The 15,520-nt window shown below is 60.1% G+C and carries 15 protein-coding genes; 12 read left to right on the top strand and 3 right to left on the bottom strand.

Annotated features, from left to right (window positions below):
• The first annotated feature begins 113 nt into the window (after positions 1-113).
• The 8 genes from OA90_RS18230 (at position 114) to OA90_RS18195 (ending at position 7,407) form a co-directional block, all read left to right on the top strand.
• Entirely contained in the window at positions 114-1,142 is a 1,029-nt protein-coding gene (locus OA90_RS18230) for a C4-dicarboxylate TRAP transporter substrate-binding protein (protein ID WP_199823761.1), read from the top strand.
• A 196-nt stretch (positions 1,143-1,338) separates the two neighbouring features.
• Positions 1,339-1,857 (top strand): TRAP transporter small permease, encoded by a 519-nt coding sequence (locus OA90_RS18225; RefSeq protein ID WP_068415239.1) that lies wholly within the window; start codon positions 1,339-1,341, stop codon positions 1,855-1,857.
• A complete protein-coding gene (locus OA90_RS18220) occupies positions 1,854-3,164 on the top strand; it encodes a TRAP transporter large permease (RefSeq protein WP_068415237.1) in 1,311 nt (436 codons plus the stop codon). Before OA90_RS18225 ends, OA90_RS18220 begins: the two co-directional genes overlap by 4 nt.
• A 10-nt stretch (positions 3,165-3,174) precedes the next feature.
• A complete protein-coding gene (locus OA90_RS18215; protein ID WP_068415230.1) occupies positions 3,175-3,840 on the top strand; it encodes a glutathione S-transferase family protein in 666 nt (221 codons plus the stop codon).
• Positions 3,837-4,385 carry a carboxymuconolactone decarboxylase family protein gene (locus tag OA90_RS18210; RefSeq protein ID WP_068415227.1) on the top strand — a complete coding sequence of 183 codons (549 nt, stop codon included), beginning with the start codon at positions 3,837-3,839 and terminating at the stop codon, positions 4,383-4,385. Before OA90_RS18215 ends, OA90_RS18210 begins: the two co-directional genes overlap by 4 nt.
• Positions 4,386-4,436: 51 nt before the next feature.
• Positions 4,437-5,309, top strand: coding sequence for an amidohydrolase family protein (locus OA90_RS18205; protein WP_068415224.1), 873 nt, complete (start codon positions 4,437-4,439; stop codon positions 5,307-5,309).
• Between the two features lie 3 nt (positions 5,310-5,312).
• Positions 5,313-6,137: an SDR family NAD(P)-dependent oxidoreductase gene (locus OA90_RS18200; RefSeq protein ID WP_068415222.1), complete on the top strand. Its 825-nt coding sequence runs from the start codon at positions 5,313-5,315 to the stop codon at positions 6,135-6,137.
• Between the two features lie 406 nt (positions 6,138-6,543).
• A complete protein-coding gene (locus OA90_RS18195; protein ID WP_068415220.1) occupies positions 6,544-7,407 on the top strand; it encodes a hypothetical protein in 864 nt (287 codons plus the stop codon).
• Between the two features lie 93 nt (positions 7,408-7,500).
• Here OA90_RS18195 and OA90_RS18190 read toward each other — a convergent pair whose 3' ends face one another.
• Entirely contained in the window at positions 7,501-7,983 is a 483-nt protein-coding gene (locus tag OA90_RS18190) for a TspO/MBR family protein (protein ID WP_068415218.1), read from the bottom strand.
• A gap of 373 nt (positions 7,984-8,356) precedes the next feature.
• On the opposite strand from OA90_RS18190, the gene OA90_RS18185 reads away from it, so the two are divergent.
• Together OA90_RS18185 and OA90_RS18180 are read left to right on the top strand one after the other, a co-directional pair.
• Positions 8,357-10,192: an SLC13 family permease gene (locus OA90_RS18185; protein ID WP_068415216.1), complete on the top strand. Its 1,836-nt coding sequence runs from the start codon at positions 8,357-8,359 to the stop codon at positions 10,190-10,192.
• Between the two features lie 85 nt (positions 10,193-10,277).
• Complete coding sequence (locus OA90_RS18180; protein ID WP_068415403.1) at positions 10,278-11,045, top strand: arginyltransferase; 768 nt, start codon at positions 10,278-10,280, stop codon at positions 11,043-11,045.
• A 36-nt stretch (positions 11,046-11,081) separates the two neighbouring features.
• Here OA90_RS18180 and OA90_RS18175 read toward each other — a convergent pair whose 3' ends face one another.
• The gene (locus OA90_RS18175; protein WP_068415213.1) at positions 11,082-11,741 is read right to left on the bottom strand and encodes a uracil-DNA glycosylase; all 660 of its coding nucleotides are present in this window, start codon (positions 11,739-11,741) and stop codon (positions 11,082-11,084) included.
• Between the two features lie 9 nt (positions 11,742-11,750).
• The gene (locus OA90_RS18170) at positions 11,751-12,344 is read right to left on the bottom strand and encodes an NYN domain-containing protein (RefSeq protein ID WP_068415210.1); all 594 of its coding nucleotides are present in this window, start codon (positions 12,342-12,344) and stop codon (positions 11,751-11,753) included.
• A gap of 403 nt (positions 12,345-12,747) precedes the next feature.
• On the opposite strand from OA90_RS18170, the gene rpoZ reads away from it, so the two are divergent.
• Both rpoZ and OA90_RS18160 read left to right on the top strand, forming a co-directional pair.
• The gene (gene rpoZ, locus OA90_RS18165) at positions 12,748-13,149 is read left to right on the top strand and encodes a DNA-directed RNA polymerase subunit omega (protein ID WP_068415207.1); all 402 of its coding nucleotides are present in this window, start codon (positions 12,748-12,750) and stop codon (positions 13,147-13,149) included.
• Positions 13,150-13,260: 111 nt separating this feature from the next.
• Positions 13,261-15,507 carry a bifunctional (p)ppGpp synthetase/guanosine-3',5'-bis(diphosphate) 3'-pyrophosphohydrolase gene (locus tag OA90_RS18160; RefSeq protein ID WP_068415204.1) on the top strand — a complete coding sequence of 749 codons (2,247 nt, stop codon included), beginning with the start codon at positions 13,261-13,263 and terminating at the stop codon, positions 15,505-15,507.
• Positions 15,508-15,520: the final 13 nt, after the last annotated feature.

Raw genomic sequence — 15,520 nt, 5'->3', positions numbered from 1 at the left:
ATTTGAATTATAGGCGGCGATCTTTTTAATCAGATCCGTTTCCGGCTACTTGTCATGCAAGCCGCCACTTCAGGGACAAACGTTTGCGCCTCAACTGCGCAATGGGAGGAAATATGACTGGACTTTTGAACCGCGGAACACTTGGATCAGCAGCGATTGCCCTTGGTATGATCGCCGCGGTATCTACGACCGAAGCTGTGGCAGACACCTACAAGTGGATCACGTTCAAGCCGCAGGGTGCGGGCGATGCACAGGCCATCTCCACACAGTGGTTCGTCGACGAATTCAAGAAACGTACCGGCGACGAACACGAGATCGAGGTCTATTGGGGCGGCAGTGTCGCCAAGACCCGGGAAATTCCGGATTCCCTCGCCGCGGGCGTCGGTGATTTCGGCGATATCGTCACCCCCTATTTTCCCGACAAGTTTCCGCTGAACAATGCCGTCGGCTTCTTTATCCCCCAGCCCAAGTCCACCCTCGAGATTTCCGACCTGATGGAAAAGTGGCATGAAGCCTATCCGCAATTCGCCGAGGAGCTTGCCCGAAGCAATCTGAAAGCCGTCGGTTTCCGGCCGCTGGAAAGCTACGGCCTGCTTTGCACGACGCCGATCCGGTCCGTAGAGGACCTGAAGGGCAAGCGCATCAGGACATACGGCTTCGCCTATCCCGCGCTGGTCGAGGCGCTGGGAGCGACACCGGTTTCCGTTGCAACTTCGGAAGCCTATGAAGCTCTGGAACGCAGCATCCTCGACTGCACGCCGATCGGCCCGGCGCTTGCCCATGGCTGGAAATACGATGAAGTTGCGAAATACTATATCGAGATTCCGCTTGGCGCATCGTTCGGCCACCTCATCGCCATGAACCTGGACACCTACAACGGCATGGACGAAAAAAACCGTGCGATCGTCGATCAGCTTGGCAGGGACTATGCGAAGAACTATGCCGGCGAACTCGACAAGACCATTTCGGCCGTTCGTGCCGGCTGGCCGGAAAAGGACGTCGAGGTCATCCAATTTCCCACGGACGAACTGATTGCGGTCATCGACGACGAACGCATCCAGAATGTGCGCAAGGAATGGATCAGCCGGGCGGAGGCTGCCGGCGTGCCTTCCGACGAGATTGTCGAAGAACTTCGTTTCTGAGAAACTCCTGAATATCACTCCCTCCCAGGGCTGACCCTGGGGCGCCCCCCCCCCCCGCAGATGGCCGAGACGGTTTTACCGCCTCTCGCTGTCTCCTGGGCCGCCCCGGGGCACGCCTCGGGAACGTCAAATGGACGCCCCGGGAGACACTCAATGATCCCCCCCGGGCAGGTCTCACTTTTCGGAGAAATCAACGATGTCGCTGTTCGATAGGATCTGGCGCGGTTACGGCAGATTTCTCTACGGATGCGGGCTGGTTGCCGGCTACACGACCTTTGCGATGATGATGCTGGTGATCGCCAACGCTGTCTCCCGCTTCCTCTTCAATTCCCCGGTGTCGGGCGCCTTCGAAATCACCGAGACCATGCTGACGGTGCTCGTGTTCCTGTCTCTGGCCCTGACGCAATATGAGGGCGGCCACATCCGCGTGGTGCTCCTCACCCAGAGACTGCCGGGCGGGCTCCAGAAGATCGCACGCCTCGCCGCACTTGCGCTTGGCGCGGCCTTCTTTGCTTGGTGTGCCTATGCGGCCTGGGGCTACACACTCGCTTCCTATGTGATCGGCGAACAGCAATGGGGTGCCGTTCGCTATCCGCTCTACCCCGTGAAATTCATGGTCTTCTTCGGCCTGACCCTGCTCGCGGTTCAATATGTTCTCGGGCTCGTCCGCGAGGCGACAGGCACTGAACAGGCTGAGGAGCTTGCCTCGAAATGACAGGTCTTGAAATCGGTCTCATCGGTATCGGCGCGCTTTTCGCCGCCATACTTCTCGGCGTCAACGTCATGGTCGCGCTTGGGGCGGTCGGCGCCATCGGCCTGGCCTCCATCGTCGGCGTCAAGGGTGCGACCGCGATGCTTTCAACGGTGTTTTTCGACACCACCCACAGCTTCCATTTCAGCGTCATTCCCCTGTTCCTGCTGATGGGCTTCTTCGCCATGCGTGCCGGTCTTGGCGAGGACATGTTCGAAGCCACGAGCAAGTGGCTCGGGAACCTGAAGGGCGGGCTCGCCATTTCCACCACCATCGGCGCGGCGGCTTTCGGCGCGGCCTCCGGCTCGAGCGTGGGAACGGCGACGGTATTCACGAAACTGGCTTTGCCGGAGATGCTGGCACGGGGCTACGACAAGCGCCTGGCGTCCGCCTCCATCGCCATCGCAGGTACCCTGGCGGTTATGATCCCGCCGAGCGCGCTTGTCGTCGTGTATGGCATTCTGACCGACAGCAGCATCGGCGGACTTCTGATCGCGGGGGTTATTCCCGGGGTGGTTTTCGCCGTCCTTCTGTGCTTCGCCACCTATTTCACGGTGCTGCGCAATCCCGCCCTGGCACCTGTGGTGAGAACCGAATCCACCCTGCGCGAGAAGGTCTATTCGCTGCGCCTCGCCGGCCCGCTCGTGCTTGTAATCGTCTGCATCATCGCCGGACTTTATCTCGGGATTTTCACACCGACCGAAGCAGGCGGCATCGGTGCGGGGCTGACATTGCTCCTGGCCATTGTCAGGCAGCGCAGCCTCAAGGCCCTCAAGCTGAACCAGACGCTTCTGGATACCATCCGCACATCGGCGATGATCTTTGCGATCATCATCTGCGCGCTGATCTTTTCAAAATTCCTGGCGATCAGCGGCGTTGCCAATGCACTCGGCGACTTCCTGACCACACTGGACGTCAACCGCTGGGTCGTCGTTGCGATCATAGTCGGAATCTATCTGGTACTCGGCATGATGATGGACGCACCGGCGCTGCTGGCGATCACCCTGCCGATCACCCATCCGGTGATGATGAACCTCGGGTTCGACCCCATCTGGTTCGGGGTCTTCGTGGTTCTGCTCGTGGAAATCGGTGCAGTGACGCCACCGGTCGGCATCAACTGTTTCGTTGTCCAGGCAGCCTCCGAGGGTCGTGTCAGTCTGGAAGAAGTCTTCAAGGGCCTGGTGCCTTACGTGATCGCGGGCTTCGTGATGCTGATCCTTCTGTGCGTATTCCCGCAACTGGCTCTCTACCTGCCGCAGACGATGAAGTGAGGCCGCCGAGATGAGTTTGAACGCTTCCCCGACACCCGGTAGCGAACAGAGCGCGGCGCCGCGCATCCTTCGCACAACTCTGACGTCACCCTTCGGACGCAAGGTCCGGATCGCGATGGAGGTCCTCGGGCTGTCGCACAAGATCGATCTGGAACCCGCCGATACAAGAAGCGAAACGGACAGCCTCCGCCTGCAGAACCCGCTCGGTAAAATGCCCTGTCTACTCCTCACGGATGGCACGGCGCTCTACGACAGCCGCGTCATCATCGAATTCCTGGACGCCTGGTCGGGCCGGAACCTTCTTGTTCCTGCAGACCCGGAGGACCGGGCAAGAGCATTGACCGGAGAAACGCTCGCCGACGGTATCGCCGACGCGGCGCTGCTGATGGTCTATGAGGGGCGGTTCCGCGATCCCGCGCAGGTCTCGCAAGCCTGGCTTGCGCACCAGCGCGGCAAGGTGGAGCGCGGTCTAGCCGTGATGGCTGCGGAGCCACCGGATCCGGACAAGACCGGTGTCGTCTCCATCAGTCTTGCCTGCGCGCTCGGTTACCTGGACTGGCGCAAACCGTTGGAATGGCGCGGTCGGTACCCACAGCTCGTAAACTGGCTGGAAAGTTTCGCCGCTGCGGAACCCGCCTTCAACATGACCCGCAGACCTGAGGAAGCCGTGACATGACACGCCTGCCACCAGTCGATCCTGCAAACCTGACATCCCGGCAGAAGGAAGTCTTTGAAGCGATCCAATCCGGTCCGCGCGGCAAGGTCCGCGGTCCGCTGGCCGTCTGGCTCCACCGCCCGGACCTGGCTGACCGTGCGCAGGCACTTGGACGCTACTGCCGGTATGACAGCCTGTTCCCGCCGCGCCTGTCGGAACTCGCCATCCTGGCGACCGCGCGGGTGTGGATGTCGGAATATGAATGGGCGGCCCACAAGCCGGTTGCCCTCAAGGCCGGGATAGCGCCGCAGATCGTCGAGGCGATCCGCACCGGCGGCGAACCGGTATTCGATGAGGCCGACGAGGAGATCGTCTACCGGTTCTCAAAGACGCTGCACACGGAACGGCGGGTCAGCGATGCGCTCTACAAGCAGGCCGTGGATCTGCTCGGCGATGAGGCTGTCGTCGATCTGACAGGCATCCTCGGCTACTACACCCTGATTTCCATGACCATCAATGTCTTCGAGGTCCCCCCTCCCGAGGGTCTGCCGCCGGAACTTGAATAGACGTCCGTCACCTGAAGTCACGCCTGCCTGAATTTTCCAACGAGGAAAGCCATGAACACGGCTCCGATCACCTATCATCCGGCTCCCAGAAAGCCGTCTTTCGTCATGCCGGCGGGCGCCTGCGATACGCATTGTCATGTCTTCGGGCCCGGCGACCGGTTTCCCTATGCGCCTGAAAGCCGGCTGCAGCCTGGCGACGCGCCGAAGGAAAAGCTCTTCGCCTTGCATGACATGATCGGGATCGAGCGCTGTGTCATCGTCCAGACCGGTGTCCACGGCTTCGACAATTCGGCAACGGCCGATGCGATTTCCGCCCGCGCGGGCAGATACCTCGGCATTGCCCTGTTGCCCGCCGACGTGCCGGACGACGAGATCGCGCGCCACCACGCACTCGGCTTCCGGGGCATCCGCTTCAATTACATGGCGCATCTCGAGGGCGGCGCTTCAATGGACACCCTTCTGAGGCTCGCCGACAGGTTGTCGAAATTCGGCTGGCACCTGCAAATTCACATGGACAGCGACCTGATTGCCGAAAAGGCTTCCGGCCTTGCAAAGGCGAGCGTGCCCGTGGTGATCGATCACATGGGCCGGATAGACGCCTCGCGGGGTCTCGACCAGGTGCCGTTCAATGCATTGCAGCGCCTCATGGAAACCCGCCACATCCACGTGAAGGTTTCCGGCGGCGAGCGGGCCTCGCGCCTCGACGCGCCCTATGAAGACGCCGTGCCGTTCGCGCGGAAACTGGTTGAAACCTTCCCCGACCGTGTGCTGTGGGGCACCGACTGGCCGCATCCCAATTTCCGCAGTCTGCCGCCGGATGACGGCGTGCTGGTCGATCTTATTCCGGAGATCGCCCCGACACGGGAGTTGCAGCAGGCGCTGCTTGTCGATAATCCCCTGCGCTTTTACCGGTTTGCGGCCTGAACGATGGCGGGACGGCTTCAGGACAAGGTTGCGATCGTCACCGGCGCGGGCTGCGTCGGTCCAGGATGGGGCAATGGCCGTGCAGTTTCGGTCCGCTTCGCCGAGGAAGGCGCGAAGGTCTTTGCGGTGGATCTCAATCCGGACGCGTTGAAGGAAACCCTTGAGCGAGCAAAGAGCACCGACGGCGGAACTGTGAACGCGAACGCCGGCGAAATTCACGGCCATATCTGCGACATCACCGACGGCAAGGCCGTGGTCGCCATGGTGGAAGCCTGCGTTGCTCGCTTTGGGCGGGTCGATATCCTGGTCAACAACGTCGGCGGCTCGGCGAAGGGTGGCCCGGTGGAAATGAGCGAGGAAGTCTGGGATCGTCAGATCGACTTCAACCTGAAGAGCGTTTTCCTGACCTGCAAATCCGTTCTGCCGGTGATGGAAAAACAGGGTTCGGGGGCCATCGTCAACACCTCGTCGACCTCGGGCATGCGCTGGACCGGCGCCGCCCAGTCGGCCTATGCGGCGACCAAGGCCGGCGTCATCCAGTTCTCGAAGGTCGCCGCCGTCGAATATGCCGCGCGCGGCATCCGCGTCAACACAGTGGTGCCGGGTCAACTTCACACCCCGATGGTCGAGGCCCGACTGGCTGGACAGCGCGCGGACGGCGATATCGACGCCCTTCTCCAGAGCCGCCTCGCCCGCATTCCCCTCGGCTTCATGGGTGACGGCCGCGACACCGCCAACGCGGCGCTCTTCCTCGCCTCCGACGAGGCCCGCTTTATTACAGGAACCGAGATCGTGGTTGATGGAGGCATGACGGCCCGCTGTGATTAGGGGAGCGGTGTCAGGTCTACAATGACGTCCTTCCTCACAGTGCGATCAGAAACAATGTGCCGATCGCGTTACAAATTGCCGATGGTTTGACCAACCGCCATCCTGATCGGGACTGGGAAACCCCAACCTTCGCCGATCCGAATTTCGCTCCCTTGAAGCCTCTATTGCCACAATTGAAACAGGTGAACTGCGACGCTCAGGAGACCTTCCGCGCGAAAGCGGGAAAGAGATTCTATTTTTGGTTGTATATTTTACCGAATCGAGCCGGATTACCGTCATTCACGCCACTTTGCAGGAAGCAGTCTTTCGCAAAGAATTTGTAGCGCGTTCAAGGCTCCGCTCACCGAGCGGCACGAAGTCTAGAGTTTGAGCGAAATCTCGAGCGGTTACCTCAAAGGAGCAACGCATGACATCGACAAAATTCGAGATATCGAACCAGTCCGGCAAGGACCTCTATGTCTATGACTTCAATTACGGTTCGAAGTCCAAGGTCAAGCCACTGGGTGGTGGGCCACTGAAGAAGAACGATACGCTTTCGTTAAAATTGGAGCCCGACGCCGAACAGCGTATCTATTTCGCCGGGCAGAGGTTGAAGGAAAGCCTTGAAAAAGATGTCGCACCCGACCCCTTCAATTTAGGGGTGGACGGTTCGGTGATGTTCTCTTTTGCCGAATACAATTATGACCCCGGCAATGACCGATACACTGTCGACCTCTCCTATATCGACGTCTTCTCCTACCCGGTGACGATCCTGTTCTCTGACCTGGGCACCTACAAGGGCGCAGTCGCAGGGCACGAGTACGGCCCGAAAAGCCTCAAATCGATTCTGAAAGAATTGGGTGAGCAGAAGGATTATGATTGGTCCGCCCTGATCTGGCCGCTGAAACACGTGAAGACCCAATGGGGTCAGTTTCCCAACGGAATTCATCGCGTCATCGGCCCCAACACCGCCTGGCAAGGTGAGTTGCCAGATAATAAAATCGGTCCCTGGGTGCCAACCAGCTACAAGAGCTTCTTTTCTTCCCTGCCCAAAAGCGGAACACAGTTGTTCAGCAGCGAAAGCAACTGGAGTGGCTGGCAAAGTCTGACGCAATCGACCGCAAAAAGTCCGAGCGACACCGGTTATGTGAAGGCCATGCATGCCGCGGCACACCCGGACACGAACGGCAAGTACGGGTTCTTCTGTTATCCAAAGGACAACACTGCCGGCGAATTCACCTGGGTCCCGGACAGCGCCCACTGCCAGATCACCGTTTACCCCTGCAAGTAAGTACTGCAACAACTGATGCCGTGCGGTGGCCTTGAAGGTCGTCGCGCTTCCTTTCAAGCGTGTCTTTCTCGTAGGAGAATGATTCGTACTTGTTCAGTTCAAAACGGCAATCGAGACGTTTAAAAGCCCGGCGAAGGCGACCCAGGCCGCATAGGGCACGAACAGCAGTGCGGCCGTGCGGTCGGTGCTCCAGGCGCGGGCGATGAAAACCAGAACCAGTGCGAACAGCAGGACAATCACGGCAAATGCTGCCCAGACCTGATGAAGCACAAAGAACAGCGGCGTCCAGGACCAGTTAAGCAGCATCTGCGCAGCCCAGGCCCCCGGAAGCGTGCCTCGAGGCGTCCTGCGCCAGACCCGCCAGCCGGCAATGGCGATGAACACGTAGAGCACCGTCCAGACCGGTGCGAAGATCCAGTTGGGCGGATTGAACGGCGGCTTGCGCAGCGCCTCATACCACGGCCCGGGTGCGGACAGGGTGCCGATCAGTATTCCGACACCGACAACAGCGACGATGAAAAATACCGGGGCCGGAAATTGCCGGTGCTGCGGAGGGTGTGAATCAACAATGTTCATGACAGGTTCAACGCGCCTGCGGCCGGAGGGTTCCACTGGCGGGTCATTCCCGGCAGCTCTCTTCGACATAGCGCCGGCGGTATGCCCGTCAACCGGCAGGGCCACCTGTGCCTGCCGCCAAGCCGGTGGTTTGCTTCGCGAACACCAGTTCTCGCCGGAGTGATGCAACCTGCCAGATCCGGTTGCGTCCTTGCACCGGCAGGCACTTTTGCGCGAAGACACCACTCTCCTGCCCGGCCCAGTGCAATCTTTAACAATCTGGCTATAACAATCCGGCTATGACAATCTGGTGACTTGCCTCTTTCAATACCGCGACCGCCTGCTTTAAAGTGGGCGTTCGTCAGGTTCGGCGATGAAGTTCTTGGGCAGGTGAATGGAAGCAGTTGATATTGCGATGACGCTGACCTTTCTGGTAATTGCGTCGACTGTGGTTCTCTACGCCATTGAGCGCTATTCCATCGAAACCATCGCGCTCGGATCCGTTGCCGCCTTTATCGTCATCTTTTCGATCTTTCCGGTCAGCAATCCGGACGGTTCGCCTGTTGTGGCGGCCGATTTTCTGGCCGGCTTTGCCAATCCGGCGCTGATCACCGTCATCTGCCTGCTGATCATCGGCCAGGGGCTGTTCCAGACAGATGCGCTGGAGGGGCCCGCCAAAGCCATCGTGCGGATGACGCGCGGCCGCTCACACCGGGCGGCGATCCCCATTCTGCTCGTGGTCGCGGTGCTCAGTGCGTTTCTGAACAATACTCCCGTGGTGGTGATGTTCCTGCCGATCCTGACTGCTGTCGCGGCGACCGTCGGGCAATCTCCCGCCCGCGTGCTGATGCCGCTGTCCTTCATCGCGATCCTTGGCGGCATGACGACGCTGATCGGTTCTTCCACCAACCTTCTGGTCGCCAACTACGCCGCGCAGCATTCCGGTCTGCAACTGACGTTTTTCTCTTTCACGCCCATCGGCCTGATTGTCGCCGGCACCGGGGCGCTCTACGTCCTGTTCCTCATGCCGCGCCTCATGAAGACCCGAAAGACCATGGCCGAGGAGTTTCAGGCCACTTCCGGCAAACAGTTCATCGCACAGATCGAGATCACCTACGGCCACCCACTGGTCGGGGTCGAGGCGGTTTCCGGCATGTTCCCCAAACTCAAGGACATGACCGTGCGCCTCGTACAGCGGGGCCAGAAGCCTCTCCTGCCGCCGTTCGAAAATGTCGTGCTGTCGCCAGGCGACACGGTGATCGTTGCCGCGACACGCACCGCACTCGCCAATGCCCTTGCCCAGCGGCAGCCGCTCATGGAGGCGGAATCGGACGGCAATGTCGCCGGACGAGAGCCCTCCGCCACAACGCCCGGATCCATAAGCCTGGCGGAAGTGGTCGTGGCGCCAGCCTCGCGTCTAATGGGCAGAACCCTGCCGCAATCGGGCTTCTACAGCGAAACCGGCTGCCTGGTGATGGGCATCCAGAGGCGCAGCCGCATGCCGCGCATGGCGATGAACGACATCCGCCTGGAGGCCGGAGACGTGCTTCTGGTCGCCGGCAAGGAAGACGAGATCGGCCGCCTTCGCGGCAACCGCGACGTGCTGCTGCTCGACTGGTCGACCACGGAATTGCCCAGACGGCGCTACGCCCCGCACGCGCTCATCATCTTTGCCTGCGTGGTCGCGCTTGCCGCCAGCGGCCTGGTGCCTATCGTGTCGACCGCCGTGGCCGGGACCTTCGCGATGATCGCGACCGGCTGCCTGAACGTCCGTCAGGCGCTGCGCGCCATCGACAGCCGGATCTTCATGCTGGTCGGCGCCTCGCTCGCCGGCGCGGTGGCGCTGGAATCGACCGGCGGCTCAACAGCCATCGCCTCGGCGATGGTCTATGTGCTGCACGGCGCATCGGCGCCGGTGATGCTGTCGGCGCTGTTCTTCGTCGTGATGCTGCTCACCAATTTCCTGTCCAACAATGCGGCGGCCGTTCTGTTCACGCCGATCGCGATCAATCTGGCCGAGCAGATCGGCCAGAGGCCGGAAGCCTTCGTGGTCTGCCTGATCTTCGCCGCCAACAGTTCCTTCGCCACCCCCATCGGTTATCAGACCAACCTGATCGTCATGGGGCCCGGTCACTACAGGTTCATAGATTTCGTGCGCGCTGGCGCACCGCTGGCTCTAATTTTATGGTTGACCTTCTCTCTGGTCGCACCATGGTATTACGGATTGTAAGTGTGGAGGCAGACCGGAGCGCCCTGATTATGGTTCATTGCTCTCTGGCATGGGGTCAGGCCTTGAGGTTTCGCGGGACAAAACGGTGACACGGCACCCAACGGATCATCCGCAGTTCTATCTGACGGCGCCTGCGCCCTGCCCCTATCTCGAGGGCCACCAGGAGCGCAAGGTCTTCACGCATCTTGTCGGCCACAGTGCTCCGGCGCTCAATGAGGTTCTGACCCAGGGCGGTTTCCGCCGCAGTCAGAACATTGCCTACCGGCCGGCCTGCGAGAAATGCCAAGCCTGCGTTTCCGTACGCGTCCGAGTTGACGATTTCAAGTGGACCAGATCGTTGAGGCGCGTTTGGAAGTCCGGAGCGGACATCGTCGGCGCGCGCCTTCCGCCGAGCCCGTCAGCCGAACAGTACGACCTCTTCCGCGAATATCTGCTGGCCAGACACGAGAATGGCGGCATGACGGAGATGAGCGTTCTCGATTACGCGATGATGGTCGAGGACACCCATGTGGAGACACTGGTGCTCGAATACCGCCGCCGGGGGCCGGACAGTTTTCTGACCGGAACCGGAGACGGCCCGCTGCTCGGCGTTGCGCTCACCGATCAGCTCTCCGACGGGCTTTCGATGGTCTATTCCTTCTACGATCCGGCCCATGAGGACACCGCGCTCGGCACCTACATGATCCTCGATCATATCAACCGGGCGCGCAGATTGCGTCTGCCATACGTTTATCTGGGCTATTGGGTCGAAGGCTCGGCCAAGATGGCCTACAAGGCACGCTTCCGGCCGCAGGAACATCTGGGGCCGAACGGCTGGGCGGTCGTCGACGCGGACGCGAACGTCAGGGAATGACACTGCCCGCTCGACGGAAGAAGCAAGGCGCTGCTTTCACGGAATATGCCGGCGGATCTTGTCGAAGACGGATCTGAACATCTCTTCCGTCAGGCGGCCGGTGTTGGTGTTGTAGCGTGAGCAGTGATAGCTGTCGAACAGGTCCATCCCGTATCCGGGCAACTCATGCTGCGCGCCGTGGCCGAAGGGATATCGCGCCCTTTTGAGCTCGAGTGCGGTCAGAAAGGTCTCATGGGCGATGCGCCCGAGCGCCAGAACCGCCCGGATGGACGGATTGGCTGACAGTGTCGCCAGCAGATAGGGCCGGCACGTCCTGATCTCCTCGCCGGTCGGCTTGTTCTGCGGTGGCAGACAGCGAACCGCATTGGTGATCAGGGCGTCGGTCAGCGCCAGCCCGTCATCGGGCCGGGCACGATACGTTCCCTCGGCAAATCCGTAGTCGAGCATGGTCTTGTAGAGCAGATCCCCTGCATAGTCGCCGGTGAACGGACGGCCAGTGGCATTGGCGCCTTTCATTCCCGGGGCCAGGCCGATGACGAGAAGACGCGGCTTCGATGCCCCGAAAGAGGAAACCGGTGCGTTGTGCCAGCCGGGATGCAGCCCCTGCAGTTCCTCGCGCAAACCGACAAGCCGAGGACATCCCGAACAACCCGATGGCGGGTCGACCGGTCCCATATCTGCATTCGCGAAGTTCATTTGCCGACCTTAGTAGTCGTCATCCTCGTCATCGTCATCGACGTCCGCTGCCATCTGCGGGCGCACGGGGCGCTCGGAAGGGTCGCGGCCGATCTTGTTGGCAAGACTTGCCAGATCGATGAAGTGGTCCGCCTGCCGGCGCAGATCGTCGGCGATCATCGGCGGCTGGGTTTTCAGGGTCGAGACAACACTGACCTTGCGGCCCTTGCGCTGCAACGCTTCGACCAGCGACCGGAAGTCGCCGTCACCGGAGAACAGGACGATGTGATCGACGGATTCGACCAGTTCCATGGCATCGACCGCAAGCTCGATATCCATGTTGCCCTTCACCTTGCGGCGCCCGGCGCTATCAACAAATTCCTTCACCGGTTTCGTGATGACCTTGTAGCCGTTGTAATCCAGCCAATCGATCAACGGACGGATGGAGGAATATTCCTGATCTTCTATCAGCGCGGTGTAATAGTATGCGCGCAGAAGGTAGGCATGTCCCTGGAACTCTTTCAACAATCGCTTGTAGTCGATGTCGAAACCGATGGCTTTGGCCGTCGAATACAAGTTGGCTCCGTCAATGAACAAAGCAACCTTTTCTCGAGCGTCAAACATCCTATTTGAAACCTTTCAGAGTGATATGTGCTGTTTTTGAATTTGTGACGGCTACGCAGGCTTCCCGCAGCCTGTCTTTGCTTGTCCAATACTTTAAACAACACATATTTGCCGGATTGAGGCCGCTAATTTTCGCAACTTCAAACAGCTTATATTTTTGTTTTTCCCAAACGGTCCTTGATTCTTAGCTGGTCCGCACAGGTGCCCTACACTATTATATTGGACAGCCGCAACGCAAAAGCGAGTGCCGAATTGAAAAAAGCCAATGAAAATTCGGCCAAAAGCCACAGCCCACTACCAATGTAGCACACATCGCCAATCAGATCTGGCGGGGGGTTGCTTTTTGGAAACGTGAACACTATACGCTGTTTCTTCAAGTTCCTTAAACCTATGGAGACGTCGAATGGCGCGCGTGACCGTCGAGGACTGCATCGACAAGGTCGAAAACCGGTTTGAGCTGGTACTGATTGCTGCGCATCGCGCTCGCATGATTTCCAGCGGTTCTCCGCTGACGATCGACCGCGACAACGACAAGAACCCCGTCGTTGCCCTTCGCGAGATCGCCGAGCAGACCGTCAGCCCGGAAGACATGAAAGAAGATCTGATCCACTCGCTGCAGAAGTTTGTGGAAGTCGATGAGCCGGAAGCAGAGGCCGTGCCGGTCGTTCCTTCCGCAAATCAGCATCAGGTGACCCAGGTCAATGCCGTCGACGACGGCGCGGTGGAATTCGACCGCATGTCCGAAGAAGACCTTCTGCGCGGCCTTGAAGGCCTGGTTCCGCCGGAGCGAACCGACGACGTCTGATTTTTCGTCACAGGCAGGCCTGAAGCGCGCCCGGTTCCTTCCGGCGCTTCGGCCTGTCTTTTTTGTTCATTCTGCTGATCTCCCGGCCGGTTGCCGGGTTCGGTTGCTGCCATGATGCGTCAATACGAACTCGTTGAACGGGTTACGCGCTACAATCCGGAAGCGGACGAAGCCTTGCTCAACAAGGCTTATGTCTATGCCATGCAAAAGCACGGCAGCCAGATGCGCGCATCCGGCGATCCCTATTTCTCCCATCCTCTTGAAGTCGCCGCTATCCTGACCGGCCTGCGTCTGGATGACGCGACCATTGCCGTCGCGCTTCTGCACGACACGATCGAGGACACGGATGCCACCCGATCGGAAATCGACAGCCTGTTCGGTGAGGAAATCGGCAAGCTCGTCGAAGGGCTGACCAAGATCAAGCGCCTCGACCTGGTGTCCCAGAAGGCCAACCAGGCGGAAAACTTCCGCAAGCTTCTGCTTGCCATCGCCGACGACGTGCGCGTGCTGCTGGTGAAACTGGCGGACCGTCTGCATAACATGCGCACGCTCCACCATATGCCGGAGCACAAGCGCGGCCGCATCGCGGAAGAGACCATGGAGATCTATGCGCCGCTCGCCGGGCGCATGGGCATGCACGACATGCGCGAGGAGCTGGAGGACATTTCCTTCCGCACGCTCAATCCGGAAGCCTATGAGACCATTACCGAAAGACTGGGAGATCTGCGCGAACGCAACAAGGATTTGATCCTCGAGATCGAAACCACTCTCACGGAACGGCTCAGCGAGCGCGGCATGGCGGCGCTCGTCAAGGGACGGGAGAAACGCGCCTACTCGATCTTCCGCAAGATGCAGCGCAAGGCGATCGGCTTCGAGCAGCTGTCTGATATCTACGGCTTCCGGGTGACTGTCGGCACGGTTGAGGCCTGTTACAGGGTTCTGGGTGTCATCCATACGACCTGGCCAACCGTTCCCGGCCGGTTCAAGGACTACATCTCGACACCGAAGCAGAACGACTACAAATCGATCCACACCACCATTGTCGGCCCTTCCCGCCAGCGCGTCGAGCTACAGATCCGCACCATTTCCATGGACAGGGTGGCCGAATACGGGATTGCCGCCCACGCTCTCTACAAGGACGGTGAATTCGGCGGCCGCAACATTGCCAATTACTCGGAGGACTTCCGTGCCTTCGAATGGTTGCGGCGAACAACGGAATTGCTCGCCCAGGGAGATACGCCCGAAGAGTTTCTGGAAAACACCAAGCTGGAGCTTTTCCACGACCAGGTCTTCTGCTTCACGCCCAAGGGCCGCCTGATCGCCCTTCCGCGCGGCGCGACGCCGATCGACTTCGCCTATGCGGTCCACACCGGTATCGGCAATACCTGCGTCGGCTGCAAGGTCAACGGCAAGATCATGCCGCTGGTGACCGAACTCCATAACGGTGACGAGGTGGAGATCATCCGCTCTCCCGCGCAAACGCCGCCGCCCGCCTGGGAAACCATCGCCGTCACCGGCAAGGCGCGGGCAGCCATCCGCCGGGCGACTCGGGAATCCGTGCGCAAGCAATATGGCACCCTCGGAGAGCATATCCTCACGCGCGCTTTCGCCCGCGCCGAGAAAGCCTATTCCGAAGACCTTCTGGACGCCGTTCTGGACGAACATCATCAGGCCAGCGTCGCCGATCTGCTGGCCGCGGTCGGCCGCGGTGACCTGAGTGCGCAAGCGGTCCTGAAATCCGCGCATCCCGACTATCAGGACGAACGCGTGGCGATATCCGGCCCTCCTGTGGAGGAAGGCTGGTTCGACCTGAAACAGGGGCATGGCCTGAAGTTCCGCATTCCGCCGGGCGAACTGGATCACGAGCCGCAGGTATCGGGCCCCGCCGACGAGAATGGGGATGGCCCGGCCCTGCCGATCCGAGGCCTGTCCGGTGATATTCCGGTCACTTACGCTCCCGACAGCGGCGCGGTGCCCGGTGACCGCATCGTCGGCATCTTGACCCCGTCGGAAGGCCTGACCATCTATCCCATACAGTCACCCTCCCTGAAGGAATTCGATGACCAGACGGAGCGCTGGGTGGATGTCAGATGGGATATAGACGTCGATAATCCGGAGCGGTTTCCGGCGCGGCTCGAAATCTCGGCGGCCAACGAACCGGGTTCACTGGCGACAATCGCCCAGGTTATCGGTGAAAACAGTGGAAATATCGACAATGTGAAAATGATCCAGAGGGCGCATGATTTCCATGAAATGATCATCGATCTGGAAGTCTGGGATCTGAAGCACCTGAACCGGATCATCAATCAACTTCGTTCCAAACCGAATGTTTCAAGCGTCAGCCGGGTCAATGGATAGCTGAGCGTCAGAT

This window comes from Labrenzia sp. OB1 (assembly GCF_001624695.1).
In the GTDB taxonomy this organism is placed as follows: domain Bacteria; phylum Pseudomonadota; class Alphaproteobacteria; order Rhizobiales; family Stappiaceae; genus Roseibium.
Note: the sequence above shows the minus strand (reverse complement) of the source record. Positions and strands in the feature narration are given on the sequence as shown.